Annotated in this window: 7 protein-coding genes; all 7 read right to left on the bottom strand. The window is 71.3% G+C overall.

Going from position 1 to position 7286, the window contains the following annotated elements; all coding sequences use genetic code 11:
* Positions 1–186: hypothetical protein (locus ACTB72_RS19425; RefSeq protein ID WP_463038669.1), on the bottom strand; the 186-nt coding region annotated here is incomplete at its 3' end.
* A gap of 116 nt (positions 187–302) precedes the next feature.
* On the bottom strand, positions 303–1505 hold the full coding sequence (gene lpxB, locus ACTB72_RS19420) for a lipid-A-disaccharide synthase (RefSeq protein WP_463038668.1): 1203 nt from the start codon (positions 1503–1505) through the stop codon (positions 303–305).
* A 16-nt stretch (positions 1506–1521) separates the two neighbouring features.
* A complete protein-coding gene (locus tag ACTB72_RS19415; RefSeq protein ID WP_463038667.1) occupies positions 1522–2385 on the bottom strand; it encodes an LpxI family protein in 864 nt (287 codons plus the stop codon).
* Positions 2385–3197 carry an acyl-ACP--UDP-N-acetylglucosamine O-acyltransferase gene (lpxA, locus tag ACTB72_RS19410; RefSeq protein ID WP_463038666.1) on the bottom strand — a complete coding sequence of 271 codons (813 nt, stop codon included), beginning with the start codon at positions 3195–3197 and terminating at the stop codon, positions 2385–2387. Before lpxA ends, ACTB72_RS19415 begins: the two co-directional genes overlap by 1 nt.
* 2 nt (positions 3198–3199) lie before the next feature.
* Positions 3200–3736: a 3-hydroxyacyl-ACP dehydratase FabZ gene (fabZ, locus tag ACTB72_RS19405; RefSeq protein ID WP_463038665.1), complete on the bottom strand. Its 537-nt coding sequence runs from the start codon at positions 3734–3736 to the stop codon at positions 3200–3202.
* A gap of 134 nt (positions 3737–3870) precedes the next feature.
* On the bottom strand, positions 3871–4548 hold the full coding sequence (locus ACTB72_RS19400; RefSeq protein WP_463038664.1) for an OmpH family outer membrane protein: 678 nt from the start codon (positions 4546–4548) through the stop codon (positions 3871–3873).
* 16 nt (positions 4549–4564) lie between these two features.
* Positions 4565–7060, bottom strand: coding sequence for an outer membrane protein assembly factor BamA (gene bamA / locus ACTB72_RS19395; RefSeq protein ID WP_463038663.1), 2496 nt, complete (start codon positions 7058–7060; stop codon positions 4565–4567).
* Between the last annotated feature and the right edge of the window lie 226 nt (positions 7061–7286).

Here is a 7286-nt window from a genome sequence, read left to right as displayed (position 1 = left end):
CACCACGATCATCGCCCCGACCGCAAGCACGGCGGAGTTGCGCAGCACCCGCCACACCCCGTTCGCCTCGGCGTTGGCGCCGCCGATGGTGGCGGGATCGGTGGGGTTGCTCATCTCGGGCTTCACCATCTCGGGAACCTCTTCGGAACGGGTCTCGACGTCGGCGGGATCGGTCTGGCGGGTCATGTCGGCCTCCTTTCGTGCGGCCCGGGAGCCGCTGTCCCCAATAGACGTGGGTCTCGACGGGAAATCATCAAGGCGGGATGATGTCGGAAACGATCCGTTGACTGGCCGCGCAGGCCTCAGGCCCGGGCCAGCGCCGCCAGAACCGAGCGCGCGGCGCGCGTCGAGGGCGGCTCCCCGTCGCGGCCGAGCATGGCGAGCGCCCGGTCCTCGGCCTCGCGCTGGGCGGCCGCGGCGGCGGGGTCGCGCAGCAGGCGGATCACTTCGGCGGCGACGGTTTCGGGGACCAGCGCGTCCTGGATGTATTCCGGGATCGGGCGGGATTTCAGCAGCAGGTTGACCAGCGTCGCGCTGTCGATGCGGACCATGCGCTTGACGATGAAGGCGGTCAGGGGATGCACGCGGTAGGCGATGACCTGCGGGGCGCCCATCGCCGCCAGTTCCAGCGACACGGTGCCGGACGCGGCCAGCGCCACGTCGCAGGCGGCGAAGCAGGCGAATTTGCGCGCCTCGGCCGCGGCCGGATCCATCCCGCGGGGGTCGAGGACGGTGACCGGCATCGGCCAATCCCGCGCCGCCGCCTCCACCATGTCGGCGACGCCGGCGGCGGCGGGGATCACGGCGCGCAGACCGGGGACGGCCGCGGCCACCTGCGCCACGATCTCCCCGAAGGGCGCCGCGAGCCGCGAGACCTCGCCCCGCCGGCTGCCGGGCAGCACGCAGATCAGCGGCGCCTCGCCTGCCCCGATCCCCGCCCGGAACGCCGCCTGCGCGGCCGCGTCGGGGCGGGCGAGGCGGGCGACGGGGTGGCCGACGAAATCGCAGGTCATGCCGGCGTCGGTCATGTAGGGCGGCTCGAACGGCAGCAGCGCGAGGACATGGTCGATATAGGGCGCCATCTCCTTCGCCCGGCCCGGCTTCCAGGCCCAGACCGAGGGGGCGACGTAGTGCACCGTGCGCAGGTCAGGCCGCGCGGCGCGGGCCTTGCGCGCCACCCTGAGGCCGAAGCCGGGGCTGTCGATGGTGATCAGCACGTCGGGGCGGGCGGTGGCGAGCGCCGCCACCGTCTCGCGGATGCGGCGCAGGATGAGGGTGAGGCGCGGCAGCACCTCGGCGATGCCCATCACCGCGAGGTCGGTGGCGGGGAAAAGGGAGGTCAGCCCCTCCGCCTCCATCAACTCGCCGCCGACGCCGAGGATTTCGACCTCGCGCCCTGCCTCCTCACGCCCCACCTCCTCGCGGAGCGCCCGGATCAGGGGCGCGCCCAGACGGTCGCCGGAGGCTTCGCCGGCGATCATGAAGACGCGAAGCGGTCGGGTCACGGCGGGCCTCCCCGGTTCAGACGGCGGGACGGCCCCAGAGGAACAGGCCGGCCTCGTCGGCCGCCGCGATCGTCTCGTCGAGCCCCAGCACCAGCACCGAACCGGCCTCGACGCAGATCCCCGCCAGCCCGGCGAGCGCAGCGCGGCGCACCGTCTCCGGCCCGATGGCGGGCAGGTCCATGCGCCAGTCCTGGCCGGGCTTGGGGCTTTTCAGGAGCACGCCCCTGGCATCGCCATGGCGCAGGTTCCCGGCCAGGCGCGAGACCTCGTCCAGCAACGCATCGGTGCCGGCGATCGCCTCGACGCCCAGACAGATCCCGTCGCAGACCACCGCCGCCTGCCCCACGTCGACCGCGCCCATGGCGGTGACGATGACGGCGGCGCGGGCCGCATCCTCGCGGTCCTGGTCGGAGGGCTGCACCGCGCCGAACACCCCCGAAGGCGCCAGCATCCCGGCGAGCAGATCATGGGAGGCGACCATCGCGTAGCCCTCCCCCTCGAAGATCGCCGCGAAGCCGCGCAGCATGGCGTCGTCGCCCTTCCTGAGCAGGGCCGGGACCTTGGTCATCAGGCTCAGCGCCTTGAAGTCGAAGCGCAGCGGGTCGAGCCGCGGGCGCACCATGGCGCCGGCGAAGCAGACGCGGTCGCAGCCTTTGGCCTTCATCGCCTTGAACAGGCGGCCGGGCTTTTCGAAGGGCAGGTCCAGCACGTCCATGCCGTCGGCCCAGGGGGCAGTCGTGCCCTCGAAGCGCACCACCAGCAGGCCGAGCCCGCGGCGACGCCGGTCCTCCGCGATCAGCCGCGGCAGGTCGCCGGACCCGGCGACGAGCGCCAGCGCCCCGGTCTCGGCGCCCATCTCGGCCCCGCCGTCGCGCGCCATCAATGCCCCCGCCGCGTCACGAACTGACGCGCGCTGTCGGCCAGCATGAAGACCACCACTTCGGCGACCAGCGGCTGATCGGGCCAGCGCCCCTCCGCCTCCCGGGCGCGGTTTACCACCGAACCCTCGGCCGCCTCGTCGAAAATGAAATCCACCGCCTCGCGCAGCGCGATGATCTGGTCGCGCGGGGCCTTGGCGCGGCGCAGGCCGACCAGGTTCAGCCCGGCCAGATGCGCGCGGTCGCCGGTGACCGATCCGTAGGGGATCACGTCGCGCTCCACCCCGGTCAGCCCGCCGATCATGGCGCCGCGGCCGATGCGGGAATGCTGGTGCACCGCGGCGTTGCCGCCGATGATCGCCCGATCCTCGACGATCACGTGCCCGCCAAGCGGCGCGTTGTTGGCCACGATCACCCCGTTGCCGATCAGGCAGTCATGGCCGACATGCGACGAGGCCATGAACAGGCAGCCGTCGCCGACGCGGGTCAGCCCGCCACCCCCCTCGGTGCCGGGGTTCATGGTGACATGCTCGCGGATCATGTTGCGGGCCCCGATTTCCAGCCGGCTTTCCTCGCCGGCGAATTTCAGGTCCTGCGGCTGGGCGCCGAGCGAGGCGAAGGGCCAGACCTTCGTGCCGTCGCCGATGGAGGTCCGCCCGGTCACCGCCACATGGGACAGAAGCTCCGCCCCCGCGCCGATCACCACCTCCGCCCCCACCAGGCACCAGGGTCCGATGCGCGCGCCGGCGCCGATCTCGGCCCCGTCCTCCACGATCGCGGCGGGGTGGACGATGGCCGAGGGGTCGATGCTCATGGTCAGGCGCCTTTTCGGGACTTGTGGTCGGGCATCACGATCATCGCCGAGAAGTCGGCCTCGGCGCAGATCTTGTCGCCGACCCAGGCTTCGCCCCAGAACTTCCAGATGCGGCCGTGGCCGCGCAGGATCTTCACGCGAAGCTCCATCTGGTCGCCGGGGACCACCCGCTGCCGGAAGCGGCATTTGTCGAGGGTCATGAAGTAGACGAGCAGGTTCTCGCCCTCCATCCCCAGGGTGTCGACCACCAGCACCGCGGCGGTCTGGGCCATCGCCTCGACGATCAGGACGCCGGGCATGATCGGCTCGCTCGGGAAATGCCCGGTGAACTGCGGCTCGTTCATGGTGACGTTCTTGATGCCGACGCAGCTCTCGCCCATCGCCATCCGTTCCACCCGGTCGATGAGCAGGAAGGGATAGCGATGCGGGATCATGCGCTGAATGCGCCCGATATCGGCGGAGCCGAGGGTTTTGGGCGCCGCGTGCTCGGCATCCTGTTCGACGGCGGCGGGCGCGGCGTCGGAAGAGGTCTCAGTCATGGCGGCCCCCACTTGCGGTGTCGGCGCATCTGATTGCAGGCGTATGGACGAAGGTCAAGTCAAGGGGCGCGCGCGGCGCACACAGGCGGCGAAGCGACGCCGCGGAACGGCAGGCCGTCCCGCCGGTTTCCCGGTCATTCCCGCATCGCGCCGGCGGGCGGATCGAAGCGCACGTCGCCCATCTCGATATTGTAGCGCTCGATCGCCTCGTCGGTGACGTCGAGCCCGGGATCGGCGACGGCGACCGCGGCGCTGTCGAGGATGACCAGCGCCCCCGCCTCGCGCCGCAGCGCCTCCAGCACCCGCGGCAGGGCCGAGGCGAGAGCGCCGCGGGCCTCCTGCACGAAGCGGATCAGGGCGGCGCCGCGTTCCTGGGCGTCGCGCCGCTCCTCCTTCACCCGCCGGTCGAACTGGCGGGCGCGCTCGGCGAACTCGGCCGGGTCCATGGTCTCCTTGAGGGTGGTGAGGGTCTGCTCCTCGGCCTCGAGTTCGGCCTTCACCATGTCGAGCTCGCGCTGCACCTTCTCGCGCACCTCCCGCTCGGTGTCGCGGAGCGCGAGGGCGGGGGCGGAGTTCTCGACCACCGCGGTGCGGTTGACGATCAGCACCGGGGCCCGCGGCAGCGGGCCGACCGGGGCCGGAGCCGCGCCGTCGATGCCGGGCGCGACCGGACCCTCGGGCGCAGGGGAGGTCGGGGCCTGCGCCGAAGGCCCCGCCGCGTCCTGCGCCGCCGCACCGACCGGGGCCGCGGCGATCACGAGCCAGAGAACCCGCGCCGCCAGGCGGCGCGGGCCGGGGCGGGGCCGGATCATGCGCCGGCCGCCACGATCAGAACCGCCCGCCGATGGTGAAGCGGAAGTATTCGCGGGAGTCATAGTCCTCCCGCACCACCGGCAGCGCGAAGTTGAAGCGCAGCGGGCCGAACGGGCTGTCGATATAGACCGAGGCGCCGATGGAGGCCCGGATCTGGGCGCTGTCGTCGACGCTCACCGCCGGGCGACCGAAGCTGTCGGCATAGGTGGTCTTGTCCATGCCCCACAGCGTGCCGATGTCGGCGAAGAGACCGCCATAGACCCCCAGTTCCTCCGGCAGCCCCAGCGGGAAGCTGACATTGGTGCGCAGGATCGCGTAATACTGGCCGCCGAGCGCATCGGCGCGCTGCACCGTGATCCGGTTCACCGGCGTGACCACGGTGCCGTCCGAATTGCGCTCACGCACCGAGATCGTCGACACGTCGCGCGGCCCGATCCCGTCGCGGGCGAAGCCGCGGAAGCGGTCGCCGCCGAGATAGAAGCGGTCGTTGACCCGCAGATCGTCGCCGAAGCTGAGAATCGCGCCGCCCTCGACCTCGGCGGAGGCGACGAACTGATCGTCGAAGAAGCCGCGCCACACCTTCGCCGTGGCGACGGAGCGGGTGTAGGCGGTATCGCCGCCGACGCCCGCCAGCTCCTGGTCGAAGCCCAGACGATAGCCGCGGGTCGGCTCGATCACGTCGTTGCGCTTGTCCAGCGTCCACACCGCGCCGACCGAGGAGGTGTAGGCGGTGCCCTCGTCCTCGAAGATCGCGGGCGAGGCGAAGCGGCTGACGTCGCGGATCTCGTCCGAGCTGATCCGGTACTTCACCCGCAGGCGCTGATCTTCGGCGATGGGGAATTCGAGATAGGGCCGGAAGCCGATGGTGGTCTCCTGATAGGAGCTCTCGTCGGTGCGGTCGACCTGCACGTAGCCGAGGTTGAAGCCGGCCGCGAGGTCGCGGTCGAGCAGCGCCGGCTCCTGGAAGTTGAACTGGATCGCCTGCTCGTCGCCCGCGACCTGGATCGAGGCCTGAACGAACTGGCCGCGGCCGAGGAAGTTCTGCTCGGAGATCGAGATGTCGCCGCCGGGCCCGTCCGAGGACGAGAAACCGAGACCGATGGAGATCGAGCCGGTCAGCTTCTCCTCGACGTCGACCTTGACCACGGCGCGGTCGTCGGCGCCGCCGCGCTCGGTGCGCACATCGACCTTGGAGAAGAAGCCCAGCGCGCGCAGGCGCGAGCGCGCGGCCTGGATTTCCATCGCGTTGTAGGCGTCGCCCTCGGCCACGCGGAACTGGCGGCGCAGCACCCGGTCGACGGTGCGCGAATTGCCCTCGATCTCGATGCGCTCGACATAGACGCGCGGGCCTTCGGAGGCCTCGATGGTCACGTCGATGGTGTGCGTCTCTTCGTTCTTGTCGGCGCGGGGGCGGACGTCGAGGAACACGTAGCCCAGCTGACCGAGCTCGAAGATCAGGTCCTCGATCGCCTTGTCGACATCGGAGACCGAGTATTCGTCGCCCTCCTGCATCACGAACACCTTGCGCAGGGGCTCGGGGTCGATGCCGGGGATCTTGATGTCGATGTCGAGCTTGCCGAACTTGTAGATCTCGCCTTCCTCGACGGTGAAGGTCAGCAGGAAATCCTCGCGGTCGTCGGCGAGCTCGGCGACGGCCGACAGCACCTGGAAGTCGGCGTAGCCGCGGTCGAGATAGTGGCGGCGCAGCTGCTCCTTGTCGTATTCCAGCCGGTCCGGGTCGTAGGTGCCGGTGGCGAAGAGAAAGGCCAGCACCCCGTTCTCCTTGGTGGAGATGGCGCTGCGCAGGCGGCGGTCGGAGAAGGCCTTGTTGCCCACGAAGTTGATGGAACGGATGCCGGTGGGCGGGCCTTCCTGGATTTCGAACACCAGGTCGACGCGGTTGTTGTCGCGCTCGATGATCACCGGCTCGACGGTGGCGCCGAAGCGGCCGGAGCGGCGGTAGAGCTCGAGCAGGGTCTGGGCGTCGCTGTCGGCCTGGGCGCGCGAGAAGGCGGCGCGCGAGGAGGAGCGGACGGCGGCGCGCAGGGTCTCGTCCTTGAGGGAGTCGTTGCCCTCGAAGGCGACGAGATTGATGTAGGCGGCTTCTTTGACCTGGACCAGCAGCCCCGAGCCGAGCGGCGAGATGGTGACGTCCTCGAACAGGCCGGTGTCGAGCAGACGGCGGAGCGAGGCGTTGATGTCGGCGGCGGTGGCGGGCTCGCCCTCGGCGACGGTCATGTAGGCCTTGATGGTGGCGTCGTCGATGCGGCGCGCGCCCTCGACCAGAATGCGGTCGACGCGCGCGATCACCGGCGCGTCCTGGGCGGCGACGGGCGTCGGGAGCATAAGGGCCGCGAGCATCGGGCCGGCGAGCACGGCGAGGATCAGCCCCGCAGCGAAGCGGGCGGGCGCGGCGAGGCGCCGGGCGCGGGGCGAGATCGACGGGCGCGCGCCCGCCCTGGGGTCCGGCCGATATCCGGACCGGATCTCGGGGGTGGTTGCTGCCGCCATGGTCGTGGTCTCCGCCTGGTCCTGGGGCACATGCCCCGCGGTCGATCTCCGGGCGCGCGAACGCCGGGATCCTGACGCTCCCCTTTTGATCGAATTCTGGCGGCGGGTCAAAGGGCTCGCGGGTCGCGGCGCGATGCGCGGCGCGACGCATCCTGCGGCGCGGCGCCGCGGATCGGTCGGGGCGCGGTCACGGCCGGGGCGGGCCTGCGATCCCTGCGCGCCGCCC

It is taken from the genome of Albimonas sp., from assembly GCF_055129145.1.
The sequence above is the reverse complement of the archived record's forward strand: the minus strand, read 5'-3'. Positions and strand labels throughout refer to the sequence as shown.